The sequence below is a fragment of the Yoonia sp. BS5-3 genome (genome assembly GCF_038069655.2).
Classification (GTDB): domain Bacteria; phylum Pseudomonadota; class Alphaproteobacteria; order Rhodobacterales; family Rhodobacteraceae; genus Yoonia; species Yoonia phaeophyticola.
In genome coordinates, this window is the sequence record NZ_CP150951.2 from 1,696,805 (window position 1) to 1,717,656 (window position 20,852).

Sequence of the window (20,852 nt, forward strand, 5' to 3'; positions counted from 1 at the left end):
GTCATTCCGCCGCCACCTGTTGGTTGGCGGCCACAACATGCGCATCGCGCAAATCAAGCGTCGCGGCGATCTTGCCTTTGCGCCCGTCCTCATAGGTGACTTCGGTTTCGGTATAGACCTCGGGTTTGCCGCTATAGAGCGCGTCGATCAGGTCTGCGAATTTGTCCTCGACAATCCGCCGGCGGACCTTTCGGGTGCGGGTCATTTCGCCGTCATCGGCATCCAGTTCCTTATGCAACACAAGAAAACGATGGATCTGGCAGCCCGCCAGCATCGGGTCAGCCGCCACTGATTTATTCACCTCGGCGACATGGCCCTCAATCGTTTCAAGCACCTGTGGGTTTTGTGACAATTCCTGATAGCTGGAATAGGCGATATTGTTCCGCTCGGCCCAATTGCCGACGGCGGTCAGATCAATATTGATGAAGGCCACGCAGTGATCGCGGCCTGCGCCAAAGACGACGGCCTCAAGGATATTGGGATAGAATTTCAGCTTGTTTTCCACGTATTTCGGGGCAAACAGCGCACCGGAGGCCATTTTGCCGACATCCTTGGCCCTGTCGATGATCCGTAGATGGCCTGTGCCCTCTTCGATAAACCCGGCATCACCAGTCGCCACCCAACCTTCGGCATCTTTGGTTGAGGCGGTGCTGTCGGGGTTCTTGTAATACTCAACAAAAACGCCGGGCGAGCGGTAAAACACCTCGCCACTTTCCGCGATCTTCAACTCAACCCCCGGGCTGGGCACCCCAACCGTGTCTGAGCGGACCTGACCATCAGGCTGCTGGGTGATAAACACCGTCGCTTCGGTCTGCCCGTAAAGCTGTTTAAGATTGATCCCCAGCGCGCGGTAGAAATCGAAAATCTCGGGGCCAATCGCCTCACCCGCCGTATAGCCCACACGCACGCGGCTGAGGCCAAGCGTGTTTTTCAAAGGCCCGATCACCAGCCAATCAGCCAAAAGGTAGCGCAGCCGATCCATGGCCGAGACCGCCTGACCATCCAAGATCTTCGGCCCGATATCGCGCCCAACGGCCATGTATTTGTCAAACAGCCATTTTTTGAACCGGCCCGCATCCTCCATCCGGATCATCACATTGGTCAGCTGCTGTTCAAACACGCGCGGCGGGGCAAAGTAATAGGTCGGGCCGATCTCGCGCAGATCGGTCATCATCGTATCGGCGCTTTCAGGGCAATTGACGCAAAAGCCGGTCCACATGGATTGCCCGATGGAAAAGATGAAATCGCCCACCCAGGCCATGGGCAGATAGGCTAGCACCTCATCCCCGGCTTTCAGATCGTCAAATTCAGCTGAATTTTTCGAGGTCTCAATCACATTGCGATTGGACAGCACCACCCCTTTGGGCCGCCCGGTGGTGCCTGAAGTATAGAGCATCACGCAGGTATCATCGAGGCCAAGCGCGTCGCTGCGCGCGGTGACTTCGCCCATCATATCCGCTTTGCGCCCCGCCTCTTGCAGGTCCGCATAGGATGTCATTTGGCTGTGATCATATTTGCGCAGGCCGCGCCCATCCAAATAGACCACATGGTCCAGCACGGTCAGCTGGTCGCGCACATCTGCAATTTTGTCGACCTGTTCCTGATCCCCGGCCACAACAAAACGTGCACCGCAATGATCGAGCGCATAGGCGATTTCCTCGGCTGCCGCATCGGCATAAAGCGGGACAGGCACGCAGCCAATCTTTTGCGCGGCCACCATCGCCCAATAAAGCGCAGGGCGGTTGCGGCCCGTGATCGCGATATGATCGCCCTGCGTTGCGCCCAAGGTCAGAAACCCCGCAGCGAGTGCGTCAATTTCAGCGGCAGCTTGCGCCCAGGTCCAGCTTTGCCAGATCCCAAATTCCTTTTCGCGATACGCTGCCTTGTCCCCATGCAGGGCGACATTGCGTTTCAGCAAATCCGGAATCGCGCGCAGCCCCTCCTCAAGGGCCGTTGAATTCGTCACGTGATCTCCTCCCTGACCGCCGTTACCGGCTTGTTTTGCAGGACACGTGATTCCTGCTGATTTGAGCATGGGCGAGGTTGTCGGAACCTGTCAATTCTTTCTTATTTGCATCCAAATACAACAAAATGTTACAGGCTAATCATGCAACTTGCCGATACCCTTCACCGATCCCGCGCGACATCTGTGATGTTGAAATCGGGGCTGAACCTGATCCAACAGGGCCTGTCGATCTATGGCGATGACCTGAAACTGATCTTCGCGAACCGTCAATTTGGGGCAATGTTCGCGCTGCCTGCAAGCCTGTGCGAACCCGGGGCGGATTTTGCCGAAACCATCTGGCATCTGGCGACAAAGGGCGAATATGGCGAAGTTGGCGATCTGAAAGCCTTTGTCGATCAACGGGTGCGGCAGGCGCTGACCTTTGAGCAGCATTATATGGAGCGTGAACGGGCGAACGGGCAATGGGTCTCGGTCGAGGGTGGTCCGCTGCGCCAAGGCGGTTGGGTGACGGTCTATACCGATATCACAGAGGTGCGGCGGCAAGAGGAAATGCTGCGCTCGCGCTCGGATGAGCTGTCGGACAGACTGCTGGACCGGTCCGAAGAACTGGCCCGCACCAACCGGGCCCTTGAAGCGACGATCAATCGGCTGCATGAAACCCAGCAGCACCTTGAGGCGGCAGAGGCCCGTATCCGGCTGGCCGCAGAAACAACGCCCGCCCATATCGCCCGGCTCGATCTGGACGAACGATATACATACACCAACCAACGGTTGCCGCTGAAACCGGCCAATGGGGCAGAAAATATCGTTGGGCACACAGCGCGCGAGGTGCTGGGCGCGCCCATCTATGACGCAATCACCCCTGCCCTAAGATCGGCGATGTCGGGAGAGCCGAAAGTGGTTGAATTCACCGATCCGCAAAGCGGCTATCAAATCCGGGCGGCCTTTACGCCTGATACAAACGCCGCCAATGCGGTCACCGGCGTCTATGTTTTGTCGATGGATATCACCCATTCCAACGGGTCCGAAATGCAGGCGGCCAGCGCAGGCAAAAGCATCGCGCGGTTCGGGGAATGGACCGCTAAGCTGGAGAGTTTAGAGCTGATCTCAAAACCTCCAACGCCGCCGGTTCACCTGACTCTGGCCGAGGCGGCGTTGCTACGCGCCTTTCTGGAAAACGCCAATCGGGTCATATCCCGCGCCGAGGTGCATCAGGCAGTTCCTGGTCCTGCTTGTTCTGACCGGACGCTTGACGTGCGCATCGCCCGGCTGCGGCAGAAACTAAAAGATCCCGCCAAATCCCCAAGGCTACTGCGCACAATCTATGGGGCCGGGTATGTCTTTACCGCCGATGTGGAGTGGATCGGTTAAGGGTTTGATCCTCATAGAAAAATTTATGACTACCTTCATCCCGGATATAGCAGTCTGCGACAATCCACTCATCAAACAGGATTTTTATGGCACCGTCGCCTGGCAGGGTGTGGGCGGAAAAATCGATGGCTTGATTGCCAGCGATGCCGTGATCGCCCCCATTCAATGAAGTGACGATGATATCGTGTATGCAGGCATTGTTAATGGCGACCCAGAATAACAGATAATGTTCTTTACTCTGCTGCGATAGAGTCTGCCCTTTCAATCCGAACCGCCGCGAATTTAAATTCAGGGATCTTCCCGTAAGGGTCCACCGCCGGGTTGGTCAGCACGTTCGCTGCCGCTTCGACATAGGCGAAGGGCACAAACACCATGTCAGGGGCCACCGCCCGGTCTGAGCGGGCCATAATCTCAATACTGCCGCGCCGGGTCGACAGGCGGACCATGCCGCCCGGCTCTACACCCAGCTTGCGCAGGGTCGATGGGTGAAGCGAACAGTTTGCCTCGGGCTCGACCGCGTCCAGCACCTTGGACCGGCGGGTCATGGACCCGGTGTGCCAATGTTCCAGCTGTCGACCCGTCGTCATGATCATCGGATATTCCGCATCGGGCGCTTCATCCGGGGGGATGACGCTGGCAGGTGTAAATTTGGCCCGCCCATTTTCCCGTGGGAATCCATCGCCAAAGACAATCGGCTGCCCAGGATCATCGGCCGACAAAGAGGGGTAGGTGACGGCGTTTTGTTCTTCAAGCCGGTCCCAAGTGATATTGCTGAGGGATTTCATGGATTTACCCATCTCGGTGAAGACCTGCGATGGATGATCATAGGTCCAGCCAAGCCCGAGCCGTTTCGCCAGCTGGGTGGTAATCCACCAATCCTCTTTCGCTTCGCCGGGCGGCGGCACAGCGGGGCGACCCATTTGTACCTGCCTGTTCGTATTGGTGACGGTGCCTGTCTTTTCGGCAAAGGCCGAGGCAGGCAGGATCACATCTGCGAAATTGGCGGTTTCGGTGATAAAGATATCCTGCACGACAAGATGCTTTAGCTTGGCCAATGCGTCGCGTGCATGTTCGACATCCGGGTCGGACATGGCAGGGTTTTCGCCCAAGATATACATCCCATGAATGTCGCCCGCATGGACGGCATCCAGAATTTCCGTGACGGTCAGCCCTTTATTCGGGTCGATTGTGCCCTCATCCCAGATCTCTTGGAATGCGTTGCGCACGCCCTCATCCCCGACGGGCTGATAGTCGGGCAGGAACATCGGGATCAGACCGGCATCAGACGCGCCTTGCACGTTATTCTGACCGCGCAGGGGGTGCAGACCGGCGCCGGGGCGGCCCACTTGACCCGTCATCAGCGCAAGGCTGATCAGGCAGCGCGAATTGTCGGTGCCATGGATGTGTTGGGACACACCCATCCCCCAGAAAATCATGGCCGCTTTCGCCCCGGCAAAGGTCCGGGCAACGTCGCGCAATGTCTCGGCCGGGATGCCGCAGATGGCTTCCATCTTTTCAGGCGAAAAATCGGCCAGATGCGTCTTCTCGGCCTCCCAGTTTTCTGTGTAGGCTTCGATATATTGCCGGTCGTAAAGCTCTTCTTTGACGATCACATGCATGATGGCGTTCAGCATCGACACGTCTGCACCAGGGCGGAACTGCAGCATGTGGCTGGCAAACCGCTTGAGCGCCTGCCCGCGTGGATCCATCACGATCAGTTTGCCGCCACGCTTGGTAAACTGTTTGAAATAGGTCGCCGCCACGGGGTGGTTTTCGATGGGGTTGCATCCGATGGCGATGGCCACATCTGCATTTTCGATCTCGTTAAACGTCGCAGTTACAGCACCTGAGCCCACGTTCTCCATCAACGCAGCCACAGAGGATGCGTGGCACAGCCGGGTGCAGTGATCGACATTGTTATGGCCAAAGCCCTGGCGGATCAGCTTTTGAAACAGGTAGGCCTCTTCATTGGTACATTTAGCCGAGCCGAACCCCGCGACCCCGGTTCCGCCAATATCCTTCAGCCCCTTTGCGGCAACATCAAGCGCTTCATCCCAGCTAGCTTCCCGGAAGTGGGCCTGCCAATTGCCAGGGTCCACATTTAACCCCTTTGCGGGTGCATCCGCGCGGCGGATCAGGGGTTTGGTCAGCCGGTGGCCGTGATGGATATAGTCGAACCCAAAACGCCCCTTGACGCAAAGCCGCCCTTCATTGGCGGGGCCATTGATCCCTTCGACGAATTTGACCTTGTCATCCTTGACCTTGAGGCTGACCTGACAACCCACACCGCAGAAGGGGCAGACGCTTTTGACCTCGCGATCGTAATCCTTGGTGTCGCCATGTTGATTTTCATCAGTGACAGTCGCGGGGAGTAGCGCGCCAGTGGGGCAGGCCTGAACGCATTCGCCGCATGCCACGCAGGACGATGCGCCCATAGGGTCATCCATGTCGAAAACCGGATATGCGTTATGGCCCCGTCCGGCCATGCCGATCACGTCATTGACCTGTACTTCGCGGCAGGCGCGCACGCAAAGCCCGCATTGAATGCAGGCATCCAGATTGACGGACATGGCCACATGGCTGTCATCAAGCAGCGGGACGTGATCGCTTGCCATCGTCGGGAAGCGGCTTTCGCTGATATCTTGTTTTTGCGCCATGTCCCAAAGATGGCTGGATCTGTCATGCGCAACCTCTTGTTCCGGCTGGTCGGCCACAAGAAGTTCCATGACCATCTTGCGCGCCTGTCTTTCGCGCGGTTGATCCGTTGTCACGACCATGCCTTCGCTGGGCTCGCGGATGCATGAGGCCGCAAGCGCACGTTCGCCCTCAATCGCGACCATACAGGCCCGGCAATTGCCGTCAGAGCGGTAGCCCGGCGCGGGTTTATGGCACAGATGCGGGATCACCAGACCGCGCCCATTGGCGACTTCCCAGATCGTTTCGCCTGGCCTTGCGGTCACGGTTGCCCCGTCTAGGGTAAAGGTGATCTGGTCTGACATTGCGGCTCTCCCAGGTTGATGGACAGAATACAGCATGCGTGCGCCGCCGCCGAAAGGTCATGCGCGACTGCAGGACGCGCATTTGCGCCATGTCAGATTTCCGATGCGTTGCAAGCGTTTCGTTTGGGAGGCAGGGCAGGCGGAGCTGACCCTAGGATTGATCCCCTTTCGCCTGCGCCCGAAGCAGAGACATAAAGGCCAATTGGCGCGGCGATGGTTTCGGGCGCTCTTGCCCTGTCATCTTTGGAATAGACCCATCAGGTGAGCCTAACATAACCACCAAGCTTGCACCGTTCCGCGATTGCGGCGCGGACATCGCAAGCAACATAAAACGACTGACACGCATCGAAAATTACCTTGCTAATCAGCAAAGCATATCACGGGCCGTTCATAATCCAAACCCTGCGACTGCCATATGCGCGGATGGCCGCGTTGTCTGGTAAAGTTGCCAGGCGGTGTTCATCCGCCCGGCATTACAAAGATGTTTAAAAACGGTATGATACCGATAGAGACACGTAAGGATAAAGCGTGATATCCTCGGCATCAGATTGCGCCTCTTGGACGTCTGGGTCATCATCGACCTGATCCTGCACAGCGGCATTGTCGGCGTCAAAACTCAAATCGATTCCACCGGTGAAGATCAGCCCCGCCTCGGTGTTGAAGGCCCAGCCGCTATCCCCGAAATTCGCATCATAGCCGGTTGTGATCATCGGGGCGATATCATTTACGAAAGCGGCTGATATGGTGACGTCTTCTTCGCCGAGACCTTCAATATCGGCGGTGCCAGTCGCGCTGAGTTCCGAGTTGGAAAACAACAGTCCGCCAGACACGCGCCATCCGTTCTGCAGTGGATAGAAATCGCCAATCAAAGCCAGGCCGCCCAGTTCGATACTGCCTTCGAAATCTGCCTCGTCGTCGCTTTCTTCATAATCAAAATCGATCCCGCCGATCAGTGCGCCACGCACCCGGTAAGTTGGATCAATCTGATAGGCGGCCTCAATATTGGCGCCCAGTGTCGATACGCCCAAAGCGACCGAGACATCCCCAGCCTCTTGCGCCGTCGCGGCGTTTGCACAGATTGCGGCCACACAGGCCAGGCAGAAATTCTTCATTTTGTCGCTCCTGTAAGAAAAGTCGTTTTGCGCTTTATCGGAACAGGATTGACAAAAAGTGGACGAAACTAAGACGGCCCCGACAATAAATCCTGTATTGGTCCCCATTCGACACAGTTTTGGAAAAGGACCCATTGCGTTGCCACTGCAAGCCTGCGCTGGGCGGGGTGCAGATGGGTCCTGATTTTCATGCAATTATTCGTTTGATGGGGCTTGATGGGATCGTGTGCAGTCCATTCACCGTGCGCCCATCCAATCACTGATCAGGTTCAACACGCTGGTAGATAGAGTGATGTCTATCTTTTCATATTCCGAAGGGTGGCCAGACCCAGCCGGTTGGAAAAGATGGTTTGCACCGCCGATGACCTGCACCTTCGAACGCGGGTGGCGCAAGGCTGCACGCATTGCAGGCGCTTCGTAGGTGGCAGAGACCTGCAAATCCTTCTCGCCAAACAGCGCAAGTACGGGCATGCGCAGCCGTCGCAGGGCGGCAGCGGGATCGTGTCTTGCGTGGCTGATGCCCCAACGTGTTGCGAATTGATCCAGATAGGTCCGGCGCTCTGTCCGGCCCAAACCTTGGCTTTTTAGGTATGCGTCCAGATCCGCGCGGATTTGGGAAAGCGGCGCGTTGCGCCCCAAAATTGCAGACCCATCGCGCACGATGGTGTCGCTTGCCGCAATTTCAGCTTCACTGGCCCCTTCGACCCGCGCGATATCTGCCAATTGCGTTGCCAGGACATCGGGGAAAAGTTGACGTGCAGGGGCTGCCAGAAAGACCATGAAAGCCGGATCGACCTGATCTGCGGCAAGCGGCGCGATTACGCCCCCTTCGGATTGGCCGATAAACCCAACCGATGAGGCATCCACGTCGGGCCGTGCGGCAAGAAAGCGGAAGGCGCCGGCCGCGTCGGCAGCGAAATCATGCAGATCGGCTGTGTCAAACGCGCCCGTGCTTTGTCCAAAGCCCCGATCATCGTAGCGCAGCACCGCGAAACCGGCACGCGTCAGGTGATCGGACAGAACAAGAAATGGCCTATGGCCAGCCAGCGCCTCATCCCGGTCCTGCGGGCCAGAGCCTGAGACTAGCACGACAGCCTTGAACGCGTCACCTGCCAAAGGCATCGTCAGCTCCCCTGCGAGGGTGACGCCGGAACCGCCCGGAAACCGGACGGTTTCAACCTTGTAGGGGCGGTCCACCGGGTCTTGGGGACGTTTGGCGATTTGCGATACCGCCCCACAGGCCGATAGAACAACGGCAGCGGTTACAGCAAAGAACGTCATCCGGCCCCGTTGTCTGGTTCGGTTGGGACGCGTATCTGCACGAGAATTGAAAAAAGACATTTTGAACTTCCTGATCGTTTGTTGATGCGATCAGGTTTCGTGCAATTGTCCTGTTGCGTCGTCCGATCCCTCCCGGACGGACATTGATTTTCGATAACTGCTCGGAGTTTGACCCGTCACCTTCTTAAACGCCGTATAGAATGATGAGCGTGCGTTGAAACCGACATCATAGGTGATGTTGAGAACGGTTTCATCGCTTTGCGTGAGCAGTTCCATGGCCTCGGCAATACGGTGTCTGTTCACGAAGTCGAAGAAGCTTTCGCCAATCACCTCATTCAGGGTTTGCGAGATATAGTTTGGCGTCGCCCCCACATGGCTGGCCAATGCCCATAGCGATAGGTTTGGATCCCGGTACAGATGGTCGATTTCCATGGCGGCCCGTAGCTTGCGGGCGATCCGGGCAGCGGCTTCGGCGTTCAGGGCAGATTTTTGATATTTCTCAGTGTCGTCCTTGGCGGGCGTCTCTGATGGGGGATCAAGCGGCGGGGTGTCGGGCTCTGCCGGGGCTAAGGGGGGTCTTTGCCGCAGCCCCCAAAAAGTCATGACCGCAAAAAGCGCAAATCCCGCGAGCAAAAAGCCATTATGTGCGGCCATGCCGCCGCCGACACCAAGCGCGATCCCAACCATCAAGAGCTGCGCGAGCCAGAAGATGATGCCTAGGATTCCTATCAAATAGATCCAGCGTAACTCATGTTCTTCGGTGCTGGCATAAACATCACGCAGGCGTGCGCGATATCGCGTCAAGCGGCGTAGGATAAAGAACAGGTAAACGGCTATCTGAACGACGATCGCCAGATCAAGCAGCGACAGAACGACCACCAGCAAAACAAGCCCGAGCGATGAAAGTGCCGCCTCATCCCCATCCATGATCGCAAGCCACAGCTCAGTAGGTACGAAGATCATGCATAGATTGGGGATCAGCGCTATCGCTGGCAGGATCAGATGCCGCCATAAACGAGCGGGCGGCTTTTGATCCGTCGATGTCAGTGTGAAGACATAGAACCAGAAAAACGGCGCCAGACACAGCCCTGTGGTCAGGTTCAGCGAAAAGAGTAACGGTGTTTCCGGTGGGATGCCCCACGCGGTTAACATGTTGGAAAATGCCTGCGGTGCGTTGTTCAGTGCGACCGCAACAAGGAACAGGGCAAAGCTGTACGACACCGTCCGAAATTGCGCCTGCATGACGCAAGAAAGCGCCCCGAAAAGCGCGATGGCCAGTGTGGCCAGACCGATCATTTCGCCGATGGCATTGTCCATGCCGCAACCTGTCTCAATAGCAGTCGGGATGCCAGTGGCTGCTGTCCGAATGGCTCAGAAAATGTCCGTCCCTATGGAACTGGACGACGGCCAAGCGTGGTCGGGCGATAGAGCGCCCATCAAAACACGCAACAAAGGATATCAAACGATGAAACGACTTTATTGGGCCGCCTTGCTGGCATGCGGCGCAACAGAGGCAGCGGCTGAGGGCCAATGGACACTTGGCGTGATCGCGGGCGGCTCTGATGGGATATATACCGGCGCAGAGGACGAATTCGGCATTATCCCATTCGCCAGCTACGATACTGAAAGACTTCATATCGGGTTGGATGGTCTGTCTTATAAGATTATCAGCACCGATCAGGGCCAAATCACCGCCCATCTGGGGTATCGCGCAGCCCCCGGTTTTCCCGACACCGATCTATTCGAAGGTCTAGAGCGTGAAGATGCTGTCGAAATCGGTATTGGGACCCAATGGCAGTTTGGCAACGCCTATGCCGGGGTCAACATTATGACGGACGCCTCAGACGTCCATAATGGGGCCGAGGCTATCACCAGTTTGGGCTATGTCATGTCTATTGGCGATTTGCAGCTTGATGCGTCGGTCGGCGGCATCTATCGTAATGCAGAACTGAACCAATATTTGTTCGGGGTCGGCGCGGATGAGGCGACCGCCACCCGCCCTGCGTTTGCTGCCGATGATACGGTGTCGGGCTTCGCCAGTTTGACAGCGGCCTATCCGATCACAGATCAGATCGTGGCCTTTGGGCAGGTCGGTTATCAAGATCTTAGTGTTCATGAGGACAGCCCCCTTATCGACAAGGACGGCGTTGTCGATGTCGGGCTTGGGGTCATGATGACTTTCTAGGGTGTGCGTCAAAGCCGGGGCAGCTGGTTACGGCTGCCCCAGCTGCACGAGGATTTGTTGACCGGTTTCAGGTCAAAACCTGACCTGTCACGAAATACAAAAACAACGACAAGAAACCTGGCTAATGTGCCTAATAGTACATTTGCGGTTTCTAGCGCCGGTACAGTATAGGAAACTATGCGCAAGGATTTGTTCGGTGTTTCATCAAGCGGACGACATACATCTGTTCTTATCGCCCTTTGATTTGAGCGAGGTTTCAACCAAGGCACCAGCCACGGCTGCGCCTATGGGAGCCGATGATCTTGCGCGCCTTGTCGTCGCCAGCTTTGCGGACAGAGGCGATGATGCTGCGGCTGCGTTTCTGGCAAAGCATGGGCTTTCGGCAGATGACACCGAAGAACTGACCCTGTTGATCGCAACATGCGCAGCGGGTCCTGTTGCCGCCTATGACACGGGTATGACCGCCTTTAAAAACGGACAGATCGGCGCGGCTGTCCAGACCTTTGCCGTGCTTGCCGTCTACGGCCCCCTGCGCGCGCCTGCGCTGACGGGGCTTGCTGCATGTGCTTGTTTTCAAAAGGATTATGACGCAGCTTTGCTTTTCGCGCTTGAGAGCATCACCTGCAAGGAAAACCACCCGCGCACCCATTTGATCGCTGGGTATAGCGCGTTGAAAGCGGGTGACAAAAAAACCGCGAAACGCCAGCTTGCGCTGGCCACCCGGCTTGCCCGTGGCGCGCCGCTTTACCGTGATGAGCAACGCTGCGCGCAGCGCGAATTGCTGTTGATGCAATTGTCCAGTTAAAGCCGTATTGCCCGGCGAAGCTGCGCGTCTTTTCTTTGAGATATGAACACAAGAAGACAGGCCCGAAAGCCCGCCAACTCGCCCTGCCAAGACTGCTCGCGCGCACCGATTATTTGGGTGCTTTGCGTTGGAAGCGACACTAAGCGATGAAGTGATTCGGGGTCAATCCCCTGATTCGCGAATCGGCAAAGAACCGATTCGTGAGGCGGCTGCCGGGGTCACGGCGAATTCGGATCTTCTGACGCCGCTTCCCCAAAGCTTTAGGATAAGCGCGGCGTTCTTGAGGGCATCATCTTGGCCGTTTACAGTGATATCATAGACCCGGCCCCTGTGGACGGTCTGGTAATCACGCGCAGCGCTACCGATGGGCCGGTCGCCCCGTGCTTTTTCGCGTCTGTTCAACGTATCGATGTCACACTCTACCCCGACAAAGAACACGTCGTAAGGCATCAGAAGCTGTTTGAGCGTGACGACCCAATCAGGCTCGTCGAGAATATGCTCGATGATCAGATTGTTTCCCGCCTTTGCAAAGGCGGCAATTGCACCGTGGAACCCATCAAAAAAGGGCTTGCGCAGGGCGGACCACTTGAAGGCATCCTGACCTGTTCGCGGCCCTGGAAGAACATCAGCGTCGCGCAGATGATCGATTGAGAAATGCCAGAAGGGGATTGGGGCTGCATCGCGCAGCGCCAGCGCCAATGTGGATTTTCCACTGCTTGAGGGGCCGTGCAGCAAGATGATCTGTCCGCTCATATGCAACGGCCTGCGCGGTCAACTTGTCGGTGCATAAACCCGGCAGAGCGGGTCAACCGGGGTTGGGCTGACCAGAAAGGTGGTTTCGGGGGGCATACCGCTTTCCTCAACCCAGCGCCCGTTCAGGCAGAAATCCTGCGCATAATTGCCAAGGTTGAACCCAAAGCCGGGGTCACCGCAATCATCGGCATCTCCGCCCGCGTTCCAGGCCTGGCTGATCCCAAGCCCCACATCCCCGGGCGTCATGAAGGCGTTGCGCGCAGGGTCAAAATAGAGCACCCATTGGTCGTCAGATCCGCGGGTCGCTATGTCCCATTTGCCCAAAAGCGTACCTTCGCGGTAGCCGGCGATTTTGAATAGGGTCACATCGTCCTGTGTCACGACAGGCTTGTTCAACGCTGATGGATTCAGCGACATCTGCCCGGTCATTGTATAGTCATTGGCCCCCTGCCAGCAGAAATAGAAATCCGCCGCATGCGCGCTGCTTGCCACAAGGGATATCGCAAAGGATACCGCTTTGATCATTTTACGTTCTCCCGCATCACATCCCCAGCAAGATAGAGCGATCCGCAAATCAAAATACGCGCCTGTGGTGCGTTTTGCACGATCTGGTCAATTGCCTCGGCAACACTGTCTGCTGTCGTCGCCTGCAGCCCCAGCTTGGCTGCCTCGGCGGCGGTTTGAGCCGCGTCCAATGTGCTTTGCTCGCCCGGAATAGAAACCCCCGTTAGACTATCGGCCACGTTAGCCAGCGGGCTGAGATAACCACTGATATCCTTGGTTTTCAACATCCCGCAAATCAGATGCAAAGGACGGGCAGGCAGGGCGCGCAGCGATTGTGCCAAGGCCCGCCCGGCCGCGGGGTTGTGCCCCCCGTCCAGCCAAAGCTCGGCCGTGCCTGCCCGATCCGCGAGCGCACCTGCCGTTAATCGTTCCATCCGCGCGGGCCAATAAACCTGCGTCAGCGCGGCCTCGCATGCTGCTTCTTCTCGGCCAAGCGCGCGCAAGGCGGCAATCGCGGCCCCGGCATTCATGATCTGATGGGCCCCGGGAAGTTTTGGCAGGGGCAGGTCAAGCAACCCGGTTTCGTCTTGATAGACTAACCGTCCCCGTTCAGAGGCAACATGCCAATGCTGTCCATATGCTAAAAGCGGCGCGCCTTTTTTCGCGGCGACTGCTTCGATCACATCCATGGCTTCATCATGTTGTGGGCCGACAATGCACGGGACACCGCGCTTGATGATCCCGGCCTTTTCGCCAGCTATTTCGGGCAGCGTGTCCCCAAGGAATTGCTGATGGTCCAGATCCACGGGTGTGATGATTGTCAACGCCGGTGTATCGACCACATTGGTTGCATCAAGCCGCCCGCCCAAGCCAACCTCAAGCAAGGTGTAATCTGCGGCAGTTTCCGCAAAGGCCAACAGGGCCGCAACGGTGGTGATTTCAAAATAGGTGATCGGCGCGCTGTCATTGGCGGCATAACACCGATCCAGCACGGCGGTTAGGGTCTCTTCCGAGATCAGATCGCCGGCCAGTCTGATCCGTTCGTGAAAACGGGCCAGATGCGGCGAGGTATAGGCATGCACTGCAGCGCCGCCATGCTCAAGCCCGGCGCGGATCATCGCCTGGGTGGAACCTTTGCCATTTGTGCCTGCCACATGAATGACGGGTGACAGCTTGTTCTGGGGGTTGTCCAGCGCGTCCAGCAATGTCCAGACACGATCAAGGACCAGATCGATGACCTTGGGGTGCAAGGCCAGCATCCGTTGCAGGATCACATCGGATTTTGCTGTCACTTTGGCGCGTCCGGTGCGATTGGATCGCTCAGTTGCAGCGGCTCTTGTGGTTTGATTTCAGACAGGTTTCCAGGCGCGGGCAGATCACCTTTGATCGCCGGGTCTTGTTTCATCAAAAGGCGGATAATGGTGACCAGTTCGTCTTTCAGGTCAGTCCGCTTGGTCACGCGGTCCAGCATCCCGTGATCCAGCAGGTATTCGGCGCGTTGGAACCCTTCAGGCAGTTTCTCACCGATGGTTTGTTCAATCACGCGGGCACCGGCAAAGCCGATCAACGCATTGGGTTCAGCGATTTGTACATCGCCCAGCATCGCGTAAGAGGCTGTCACTCCGCCAGTGGTTGGGTGCGTCAACACAACGATATAGGGCAGCCCCGCCTCTTTGAGCATCTGCACGGCGATGGTCGTCCGGGGCATTTGCATCAGGCCCAGGATGCCCTCTTGCATCCGTGCGCCGCCAGCGGCCGAGAACAGAACCAAGGGGCGGCCCAGTTCGATAGCCCGTTCGGCAGCAGCGACGATAGCGTTGCCGACATACATCGACATTGAACCGCCCATAAAGGAAAAGTCCTGCACGGCTACAACAACACCGGTACGGCCCATTTCGCCTTCGGCCACAAGCATCGCGTCCTTTTCGCCGGTTTTGCGGCGCGCTTCTTTGATCCGGTCGGTATAGCGTTTCTGATCCCGGAAATGCAGCGGATCGGCCACAGGTTCGGGCACGTCAACCTCGACGAAGACGCCGCCATCAAAGATGGAAAGCAGCCGGTCACGCGCCCCAATGGGCATATGGTGCCCGCAATTGGTGCAGACATTCAGATTGTCCGCCAGTTCCCGGTGGAACAACATCGTCCCGCAATCGCTGCATTTGGTCCACAGGTTCTCGGGCACTTCGCGGCGCGAAAAGAGCGAGTTGATCGTGGGGCGGACGTAGTTGGTGATCCAGTTCATGGGCGGCCTTCTGGGTTAACCCGTTCCAGATATGCTGCAAGGGCAGAAAATGCAATCGCAGCCGGCCACCAGATCATGCAATTTCGCACCTATCACCGCCGCAGCGCGACCCGGGCCGCCAGCCACATTGTCAGCACTGAGAGCGTGCTGAACAAAATGCTGAACGTCATCCAAGGCCCCGCGATTGCTGCGATCTCGGCGCTGACCTCATCGGCGTTTACGCAGGGCAACAAAAAGAGCGCCAGGCCAGACATGGGCCATTCATCAACGGCGACAAACAGTGTTGCCGCCACATTTGTTCCCAGATGCAGGCCGATAGCTGCCCCCAATGTCCCTGTCCGGGCCGTCAGATCGGCACAGGCCGCCCCCAGCATTCCTGCCCAAATCGCATAAACGAACCCTTCGGGCCCGCTATTGCCGTTCCAGAAATGGATCGCGCCAAACAGGATTGAGGGCACGCCCATCCACAGCCAGCGGCTTGTCGACAGGCAGGCCAGCTGTTGCTGCAAATAGCCGCGAAAGACGATCTCTTCTGTGATGACCTGAATCAATATGGCGGCCAGCGCGAGGGGGACAATCATCAACCAGACAAGTGGATTATGGGCCAGCGATGGCTCGCCCCATTGTCCCCATGGCAAGACGACTTGCACCAAGATCAACAACAGACCCACCGCAACGGCGACCTTTCGCATGTGATGCCAGGCGGTCTGGTAAGGCCCAATCAGTGACCAAAACCCCCGCCCATGATAGCGGCGCACTGCTTTGACAAAGATCAGTGCCGATATCCCGAAAATACCAAACTGCGCCAACGAGCCACTGACAGTGGTGCCTTCATAAAGCGCCGTCTGGGCTGCAAGCGGCAGCACCATCGAAAGCAGAAAGGGTGTGCCGATAAATGCGATTGCAAAGATGGCAGCCACCCCAAGCACAATCCTTGGTTGCGTGACGTGTCGGGCAGGGCGCACAAAGTCCTGGTGGGGGCCGTAATCATCTATCATTTTCCCATCTACGCATGGCCCAGACGAGGCTGCAACCGTGACTTCAACCTTGCGCCTGCCCCGCCCACTATTTAGACCCGAACCCAATAGTTTTCCGGGAGACAAAGAGATGCTCAAAGGCAAGGCCGACAAAACCAATCTACCTAGCCGCCACGTGACGATGGGACCTGCGCGCGCGCCGCACCGGTCCTATTACTATGCGATGGGCCTTGATGAAGAGGATATCGCAGAGCCGTTTATCGGCGTCGCCACCTGCTGGAACGAAGCGGCCCCCTGTAACATCTCTTTGAACCGGCAGGCCCAGGCCGTCAAACTTGGCGTGAAAGCAGCCAATGGTACCCCGCGTGAGTTCACCACGATCACCGTCACTGACGGGATCGCAATGGGGCATGAGGGTATGCGCTCATCCCTGGCCAGCCGCGAGGCGATCGCCGACACGGTTGAGCTGACAATGCGCGGCCATTGCTATGATGCGATTGTGGGCCTTGCCGGATGTGATAAATCTTTGCCCGGTATGATGATGGCCATGGTGCGTCTGAACACCCCATCTGTCTTTATGTATGGCGGATCGATCATGCCAGGCCGGTTTAACGGCAAAGACGTCACCGTGCAGGATGTGTTCGAGGCCGTGGGCCGCCATCAGGCTGGTGCGAATTCAGACGAAGAACTGCGCGCTCTTGAAAAAGTGGCCTGCCCCAGTGCGGGCGCCTGTGGTGGTCAGTTTACCGCCAATACTATGGCCTGTGTGTCCGAGGCTGTTGGGCTCGCTCTGATGAATTCGGCCGGTGCGCCAGCGCCATATGAATCCCGCGATCAATATGCACAGGCCAGCGGCGAAGCGGTGATGAACCTTCTTGAAAAGAACATCCGCGCCCGTGATATCGTTACGCGCAAGTCGCTGGAAAACGCGGCCCGTGTCGTTGCTTGTACGGGCGGGTCCACCAATGCGGGTCTGCACCTGCCCGCGATCGCCCATGAGGCAGGCATTGATTTTGACCTGTTTGATGTCTGTGACATTTTCCACGACACGCCCTATTTTGTCGATCTGAAACCGGGCGGGCAATATGTGGCCAAAGACCTTTATGAGGTTGGCGGTGTGCCTGTCGTGATGAAGGAATTGCGCAAAGCGGGTCTGATCCACGAAGATTGCATGACCGCGTCCGGCCGCCCTATCGGTGAAGAGCTGGACAAGATCGAAGGCGAAGCGGATGGGCGCGTGATCTACCCTGTCGAAAAACCAATCACAAAAACCGGCGGCGTTGTTGGTCTGAAGGGCAATTTGGCCCCTGAAGGCGCAATTGTGAAAGTCGCAGGCATGTCCGAAGACGAGCAAGTCTTTACCGGCCCAGCCCGTGTGTTCGAATGCGAAGAAGACGCGTTCGAAGCCGTCAAGGCCCGCGGCTACAAAGAAGGCGAGGTTCTGGTGATCCGTAATGAAGGCCCGTCCGGCGGGCCGGGCATGCGCGAGATGCTGGCGACCACGGCCGCCCTGTCTGGTCAGGGCATGGGCAAAAAAGTTGCTTTGATCACGGATGGTCGTTTCTCGGGCGCGACACGCGGCTTCTGTGTTGGCCATGTTGGGCCAGAGGCCGCCCATGCCGGTCCGATTGGTCTTTTGCAGGATGGCGATATGATTACTATCAATGCGGTTACGGGTGAATTGTCTGTCGCCCTGAGCGATGAAGAGCTGGCCACCCGCCGCGAAAACTGGAAAGGCCCGCGCGAGACGATCTATGCATCTGGTGCGCTGTGGAAATATGCCCAGCTTGTTGGCGGCGCGCAGCAAGGCGCTGTCACCCATCCCGGCGCAAAATCCGAAAAACACATCTACATGGATTTGTAACAGAATGATCCGTGCCTTTTGGGGGGGTATCTGTGCGGGCGCGATTGCGGCCTGCACCCCCGTTGCTCCGGCCCAAACGGTTGCGCTGGCTGGCGGCGATGTCTCGGTCACAACCCCTGCCGGTTATTGTGTCGACGGTCAGGCCAGCACACCCCGGAACGGGTTTGCCGTGCTTGCCCCATGCGCAACTTTGGGGGCGCAAACCGGGGCGCCGTCGGTCATCGGGGTGGCTACCGTGCAGGTCGGCGCGCCCGAAAGCGGCACGATCATGGATGATGAAGCCGCGCTGCGTGATTTTCTGATCACCGATGCCGGAAATGCGCTGTTGAGCAGTGAAGGCGAGGGGGCGGATGTGACAATCCTGTCGACCCAGGCTTTTGACAATCAGGTTATGGTCCATTTTGCCGATGCCGGGCCTGCCCCATTGGCGGGGTTGCAGCCCGAAGAATGGCGCGCCTTCACGCGGGCAAATGGCCGCTTGGTGACGATTGCCGTCAGAGGTCTGGCACAGGCACCGCTGCAAGATGGCCCAGGGGCAGGATTGCTGAAGCTGGTAATCTCCGGGGTCAAGGCCGTGACAAGCGCGGCCCCGGCCGCAACACCGGCTGCGATCTAAGTTGTTTCCTTCTTCAGTCGGGTTTGGCACAGTACCGGTCAACCCAGCGCAAGGGCTTGTATGGCAATATCACAGCATAGTTTGATCGGACGTCTGCTTCATGAACGCACGCTTGCCCGTTGGCGGCGCGCGGCACGAAATGCGGGCAATGCCGAGCTGGGATCGTTGCGTACCCAGCGCAAACAGGCTCGGCAGCTCTTTGCGTCTTTGCAGGAACTGGCCCATGTTGCTGATGCACGGCTTGCGCTGCCGCGGATCGGGTCGACCACATTCCCGCGCCCCGCCGGGACCGATTGGTCATGGCGGCCAAAGGCTTGGCGGTCGACCTATATTGGGGGTGGTGCTGCCCCGGCGGAAAATAAATCCGGCGTTGGGGATGAGCTGACCCTGTTTCACGATTGCCCGCAATCCGAAGTCACGCTGCGCCAGATCCGCAACAAAGGCGAAGCTGATTTTGCCCCTTTTGGTTTGACGCTGGAGGTGTTCCACTTTGCCGGAAGCTTTCTGTCCCTGGTCATCGAGGTGCCGCCTGCTTCTTGCAACGGCTTACAAAAACGGCACCTGATCCAGCTGGGGGCCGCCATTGACCGCGAAGCGCCGATCACCATCCATGCACGTTTGAATGTCAAACACGGGCCCAATGTAGAACAGATCCTGATGACATTGCCCGACGAAGGGGGTGATGTCGCGGTTGAGTTCGACCTGGCTTATTCCCAGTTGAACGAAAAGCGGGCAGAGCGGATGTGGATCGACCTGATGTTCGAAAACCCCTCCATGAACAGGATCGCCTTGCGCGATATCAACCTAAGCCGTCACCCACGGGCGGAAATCTGATATGGATGAGGAATGAGCGGTCTTAAACTGACAAAAACCGGCCTTGCCAATGGTGTCTGGCAGGGGGTTCTGACCGGCGCCGGGGATCAGGCGCCGCGCTTGCAGGTGACCTGCGACGGACACCCGATTGATGGGATTACCCTGCAGCATGATCAGGAGGCTGGTCTCTGGCAGGTGGCACTGCCGATCCCATCACAGCTGATCAATGACGGGCTACAAACCATTCTCATCCGGGATGAGGACGGTGAAACGCTTTGCAGTATTGCGCTTTTGGCCGGGGACGCTTTGGCCGATGATCTGCGGTCTGAAATTGATTTGCTACGCAATGAGCTTGATCTGCTCAAAGGTGCATTCCGCGCCCATTGTCGTGATAGTGCGTAAGGTCCGGCATATGTAAGCCAATATGCCGAACCTGAAACCTTTTGACGCTACTATACCCTTGTCATGAACGCTTCTGTGTCCTGGGGGGCCGCGGCCGTGTTCATCACCTCTTCGTCGCCTTGCAAATAGCTGGCGGCTTCATCGCTGTTCCAGAACTGCACGTATTTCAGAAAATCTGTCATCAATTCTTCGAACAGGACCGTGTCGATCGCGCGCACATCGATCCGACTGCATAGCGCGAGTGTTTTGAAATCAGGTGTCAGGGACAGTCGCGCGGCGCCGGTCATGCCGCCCTGATAATTCCCGATCAACAGGTTCGTACAAATTGTCGCATCTGCAACGCCTGTGAATTTTTCGATGACATGGACAAGCTCAATCGTGTGCATATCGATTTTGACAAAATCGATGATTGTCTCATCTTCGAATTTGATGCTGGCATGGTCGCCCTGCCAGACAAGGCTTTCGGCGCCAAGTTTTGTGTTCAGAAAGTCGAGAATTTCGTCAGCTTGTTGCATGGTTTCAGTCCTTTAAGTTTTTTTTGAGTGGGTTGGGAAAAACGAATATAATGCGCGTCCTAGGGCGCGCCGCTTTGCAACTGGATCAACCGATCCAGGCAGTGTTCTATCTTTTGCAGATCAAAGGCGTTGCTGGGTATGTTTGCGGCCAGCACGAACGCGCCTCCGACCATTCCTGCCGTGATGGGCAGTTGCGTCATTGGATCGCGCTGGGCCAGGCTAAGGAACCGGGCCATGTCATCTGCGGTTGGCCGGTCTGCCCGGGCGGCCTTCAACGACATAATGGCACGTTTGCCGTCGGCGCTGGGCGCAAAGCCTAAAATGCCTGCGCGTTCAAAGGCGAAATTGTAGCTGCCATCCTCGGCTGGCCCTACCGGCGACATGCCCAGATTGCCGACAAAGTCGTTGATGGCTTGCACTGATTTGGGAGAGAAACCTTGCATGTTC

At 57.4% G+C, this 20,852-nt stretch carries 20 protein-coding genes; 8 read left to right on the forward strand and 12 right to left on the reverse strand.

Translation table 11 applies throughout. The annotated features are described in order from the left end of the window. Window position 1: 1 nt before the first annotated feature. Complete coding sequence (locus AABB29_RS08570; RefSeq protein WP_341367328.1) at window positions 2-1,966, reverse strand: AMP-binding protein; 1,965 nt, start codon at window positions 1,964-1,966, stop codon at window positions 2-4. Between the two features lie 141 nt (window positions 1,967-2,107). On the opposite strand from AABB29_RS08570, the gene AABB29_RS08575 reads away from it, so the two are divergent. Then, the gene (locus AABB29_RS08575) at window positions 2,108-3,337 is read left to right on the forward strand and encodes a PAS-domain containing protein (RefSeq protein WP_341367327.1); all 1,230 of its coding nucleotides are present in this window, start codon (window positions 2,108-2,110) and stop codon (window positions 3,335-3,337) included. Between the two features lie 25 nt (window positions 3,338-3,362). Further along, window positions 3,363-3,506 (forward strand): hypothetical protein, encoded by a 144-nt coding sequence (locus AABB29_RS08580; RefSeq protein WP_341367326.1) that lies wholly within the window; start codon window positions 3,363-3,365, stop codon window positions 3,504-3,506. Window positions 3,507-3,570: 64 nt separating this feature from the next. Here the strand turns inward: AABB29_RS08580 and fdhF are convergent, their stop codons facing one another. The 4 genes from fdhF to AABB29_RS08600 form a co-directional block, all read right to left on the reverse strand. Next, on the reverse strand, window positions 3,571-6,336 hold the full coding sequence (gene fdhF / locus AABB29_RS08585) for a formate dehydrogenase subunit alpha (protein WP_341367325.1): 2,766 nt from the start codon (window positions 6,334-6,336) through the stop codon (window positions 3,571-3,573). 485 nt (window positions 6,337-6,821) lie between these two features. Next, complete coding sequence (locus tag AABB29_RS08590) at window positions 6,822-7,448, reverse strand: hypothetical protein (RefSeq protein ID WP_341367324.1); 627 nt, start codon at window positions 7,446-7,448, stop codon at window positions 6,822-6,824. A 237-nt stretch (window positions 7,449-7,685) separates the two neighbouring features. Beyond that, window positions 7,686-8,729 carry an alpha/beta hydrolase family protein gene (locus tag AABB29_RS08595; protein WP_373636878.1) on the reverse strand — a complete coding sequence of 348 codons (1,044 nt, stop codon included), beginning with the start codon at window positions 8,727-8,729 and terminating at the stop codon, window positions 7,686-7,688. Window positions 8,730-8,819: 90 nt separating this feature from the next. Next, window positions 8,820-10,046: an AraC family transcriptional regulator gene (locus AABB29_RS08600; RefSeq protein ID WP_341367322.1), complete on the reverse strand. Its 1,227-nt coding sequence runs from the start codon at window positions 10,044-10,046 to the stop codon at window positions 8,820-8,822. A gap of 148 nt (window positions 10,047-10,194) precedes the next feature. Between AABB29_RS08600 and AABB29_RS08605 the strand changes: the two genes are divergently transcribed. After that, complete coding sequence (locus AABB29_RS08605; protein ID WP_341367321.1) at window positions 10,195-10,914, forward strand: MipA/OmpV family protein; 720 nt, start codon at window positions 10,195-10,197, stop codon at window positions 10,912-10,914. Between the two features lie 196 nt (window positions 10,915-11,110). Then, a complete protein-coding gene (locus AABB29_RS08610; RefSeq protein WP_341367320.1) occupies window positions 11,111-11,719 on the forward strand; it encodes a hypothetical protein in 609 nt (202 codons plus the stop codon). A 162-nt stretch (window positions 11,720-11,881) separates the two neighbouring features. Here AABB29_RS08610 and AABB29_RS08615 read toward each other — a convergent pair whose 3' ends face one another. From AABB29_RS08615 to AABB29_RS08635, 5 genes are all read right to left on the reverse strand, one after another. Beyond that, on the reverse strand, window positions 11,882-12,472 hold the full coding sequence (locus AABB29_RS08615) for a chloramphenicol phosphotransferase (protein ID WP_341367319.1): 591 nt from the start codon (window positions 12,470-12,472) through the stop codon (window positions 11,882-11,884). An 18-nt stretch (window positions 12,473-12,490) separates the two neighbouring features. After that, window positions 12,491-12,997 (reverse strand): hypothetical protein, encoded by a 507-nt coding sequence (locus AABB29_RS08620; RefSeq protein WP_341367318.1) that lies wholly within the window; start codon window positions 12,995-12,997, stop codon window positions 12,491-12,493. Then, window positions 12,994-14,235, reverse strand: a complete 1,242-nt coding sequence (locus AABB29_RS08625; protein WP_373636912.1) for a folylpolyglutamate synthase/dihydrofolate synthase family protein — start codon at window positions 14,233-14,235, stop codon at window positions 12,994-12,996. The genes AABB29_RS08620 and AABB29_RS08625 overlap by 4 nt, the downstream gene beginning before the upstream one ends. 29 nt (window positions 14,236-14,264) lie before the next feature. Continuing rightward, a complete protein-coding gene (gene accD, locus AABB29_RS08630; protein WP_341367316.1) occupies window positions 14,265-15,218 on the reverse strand; it encodes an acetyl-CoA carboxylase, carboxyltransferase subunit beta in 954 nt (317 codons plus the stop codon). Window positions 15,219-15,310: 92 nt separating this feature from the next. Then, complete coding sequence (locus tag AABB29_RS08635; RefSeq protein WP_341367315.1) at window positions 15,311-16,138, reverse strand: type II CAAX endopeptidase family protein; 828 nt, start codon at window positions 16,136-16,138, stop codon at window positions 15,311-15,313. Between the two features lie 187 nt (window positions 16,139-16,325). On the opposite strand from AABB29_RS08635, the gene ilvD reads away from it, so the two are divergent. Genes ilvD through AABB29_RS08655 form a run of 4 tightly spaced genes read left to right on the forward strand, consistent with a single transcriptional unit; the run spans window position 16,326 to window position 19,890 of the window. Continuing rightward, window positions 16,326-18,059: a dihydroxy-acid dehydratase gene (gene ilvD, locus AABB29_RS08640; protein WP_341367314.1), complete on the forward strand. Its 1,734-nt coding sequence runs from the start codon at window positions 16,326-16,328 to the stop codon at window positions 18,057-18,059. A 4-nt stretch (window positions 18,060-18,063) separates the two neighbouring features. Next, window positions 18,064-18,675 carry a dihydroxy-acid dehydratase gene (locus tag AABB29_RS08645; RefSeq protein ID WP_341367313.1) on the forward strand — a complete coding sequence of 204 codons (612 nt, stop codon included), beginning with the start codon at window positions 18,064-18,066 and terminating at the stop codon, window positions 18,673-18,675. A 60-nt stretch (window positions 18,676-18,735) separates the two neighbouring features. Next, window positions 18,736-19,509 carry a DUF6478 family protein gene (locus AABB29_RS08650; protein WP_341367312.1) on the forward strand — a complete coding sequence of 258 codons (774 nt, stop codon included), beginning with the start codon at window positions 18,736-18,738 and terminating at the stop codon, window positions 19,507-19,509. Window positions 19,510-19,521: 12 nt separating this feature from the next. After that, complete coding sequence (locus AABB29_RS08655; protein WP_341367311.1) at window positions 19,522-19,890, forward strand: hypothetical protein; 369 nt, start codon at window positions 19,522-19,524, stop codon at window positions 19,888-19,890. Window positions 19,891-19,940: 50 nt separating this feature from the next. Here AABB29_RS08655 and AABB29_RS08660 read toward each other — a convergent pair whose 3' ends face one another. Both AABB29_RS08660 and AABB29_RS08665 read right to left on the reverse strand, forming a co-directional pair. Then, window positions 19,941-20,405: a type III secretion system chaperone gene (locus AABB29_RS08660; RefSeq protein ID WP_341367310.1), complete on the reverse strand. Its 465-nt coding sequence runs from the start codon at window positions 20,403-20,405 to the stop codon at window positions 19,941-19,943. Window positions 20,406-20,464: 59 nt separating this feature from the next. Then, on the reverse strand, window positions 20,465-20,848 hold the full coding sequence (locus tag AABB29_RS08665; RefSeq protein ID WP_341367309.1) for a CesT family type III secretion system chaperone: 384 nt from the start codon (window positions 20,846-20,848) through the stop codon (window positions 20,465-20,467). Between the last annotated feature and the right edge of the window lie 4 nt (window positions 20,849-20,852).

Excerpts from the sequence above, each read along its gene's own strand:
- accD (WP_341367316.1), bottom strand. The coding sequence starts at position 15,218 with ATGAACTGGATCACCAACTACGTCCGCCCCACGATCAACTCGCTCTTT.
- AABB29_RS08575 (WP_341367327.1), top strand. The coding sequence starts at position 2,108 with ATGCAACTTGCCGATACCCTTCACCGATCCCGCGCGACATCTGTGATG.
- AABB29_RS08615 (WP_341367319.1), bottom strand. The coding sequence starts at position 12,472 with ATGAGCGGACAGATCATCTTGCTGCACGGCCCCTCAAGCAGTGGAAAA.
- AABB29_RS08645 (WP_341367313.1), top strand. The coding sequence starts at position 18,064 with ATGATCCGTGCCTTTTGGGGGGGTATCTGTGCGGGCGCGATTGCGGCC.
- AABB29_RS08595 (WP_373636878.1), bottom strand. The coding sequence starts at position 8,729 with ATGACGTTCTTTGCTGTAACCGCTGCCGTTGTTCTATCGGCCTGTGGG.
- AABB29_RS08605 (WP_341367321.1), top strand. The coding sequence starts at position 10,195 with ATGAAACGACTTTATTGGGCCGCCTTGCTGGCATGCGGCGCAACAGAG.
- AABB29_RS08625 (WP_373636912.1), bottom strand. The coding sequence starts at position 14,235 with ATGCTGGCCTTGCACCCCAAGGTCATCGATCTGGTCCTTGATCGTGTC.
- AABB29_RS08660 (WP_341367310.1), bottom strand. The coding sequence starts at position 20,405 with ATGCAACAAGCTGACGAAATTCTCGACTTTCTGAACACAAAACTTGGC.
- AABB29_RS08590 (WP_341367324.1), bottom strand. The coding sequence starts at position 7,448 with ATGAAGAATTTCTGCCTGGCCTGTGTGGCCGCAATCTGTGCAAACGCC.
- ilvD (WP_341367314.1), top strand. The coding sequence starts at position 16,326 with ATGCTCAAAGGCAAGGCCGACAAAACCAATCTACCTAGCCGCCACGTG.
- AABB29_RS08580 (WP_341367326.1), top strand. The coding sequence starts at position 3,363 with ATGACTACCTTCATCCCGGATATAGCAGTCTGCGACAATCCACTCATC.
- AABB29_RS08650 (WP_341367312.1), top strand. The coding sequence starts at position 18,736 with ATGGCAATATCACAGCATAGTTTGATCGGACGTCTGCTTCATGAACGC.
- AABB29_RS08655 (WP_341367311.1), top strand. The coding sequence starts at position 19,522 with ATGAGCGGTCTTAAACTGACAAAAACCGGCCTTGCCAATGGTGTCTGG.
- fdhF (WP_341367325.1), bottom strand. The coding sequence starts at position 6,336 with ATGTCAGACCAGATCACCTTTACCCTAGACGGGGCAACCGTGACCGCA.
- AABB29_RS08600 (WP_341367322.1), bottom strand. The coding sequence starts at position 10,046 with ATGGACAATGCCATCGGCGAAATGATCGGTCTGGCCACACTGGCCATC.
- AABB29_RS08620 (WP_341367318.1), bottom strand. The coding sequence starts at position 12,997 with ATGATCAAAGCGGTATCCTTTGCGATATCCCTTGTGGCAAGCAGCGCG.
- AABB29_RS08665 (WP_341367309.1), bottom strand. The coding sequence starts at position 20,848 with ATGCAAGGTTTCTCTCCCAAATCAGTGCAAGCCATCAACGACTTTGTC.